General features: G+C 67.2%; 1 protein-coding gene. It reads left to right on the top strand.

Going from position 1 to position 597, the window contains the following annotated elements; all coding sequences use genetic code 11:
* Nucleotides 1-174: 174 nt before the first annotated feature.
* On the top strand, nucleotides 175-597 hold a 423-nt coding region (locus tag E1211_RS33120), incomplete at its 3' end, for a hypothetical protein (protein WP_207915605.1).

The following is a 597-nucleotide window of genomic DNA, read 5'->3' on the forward strand; positions in this document are numbered from 1 at the left end:
GTACACCGACACGTGCCCTTGACGTGGAAGAGGGGCCGAGGTAGGACGGTGGGCTGGACAGCATTCTGTCCAGCCCACCGTAATCACCGACGCAGCGCGTGCCCGGCGGGGCCCGCAGGTTGTGCCCCTACCTCCGCTGCGCGCAGGGCGTCAGGGAAGGCCGGTGAGCGCTTGGTGGCGCATGGCTTCGTCCGTGCGGTTTTGCCAGGTGACCGCCTCTCACTTGTCAGCCTTGCGCCGGCTGTCGTGTTGCTCAGCCGGCTGTGGTGGGTCGACCTCGACGAAGCCCCAAAGCCGCTCGATGAGTTGCAGGGCTCGCGTGCGGTACCGGTCGGCGAAACCGCGACAGATCGCGGGTTTCGCCTGCGGGTACAGGTAGTGCGGCAAGGTGTCGTGGCAAACGATGTAGGAGTCTTGCTCGCGGGCCTGCGTGACGAGGGCACGCAGTCGTCCCGGACCGAGGTGCATCCGGTTGCCGGGGCGAAGATGCAGGTGTCGCACTGCCGCGACATCAGCCGTGACTTCCCGAGGACCGGATCTCCGACGTTGAGTTCCTCCTGCCGGCCGACGTCATCGGTGGAGTGGGGCGCAGGTTCC

Source organism: Micromonospora sp. 15K316, from assembly GCF_004348525.1.
In the GTDB taxonomy this organism is placed as follows: Bacteria; Actinomycetota; Actinomycetes; order Mycobacteriales; family Micromonosporaceae; genus Micromonospora.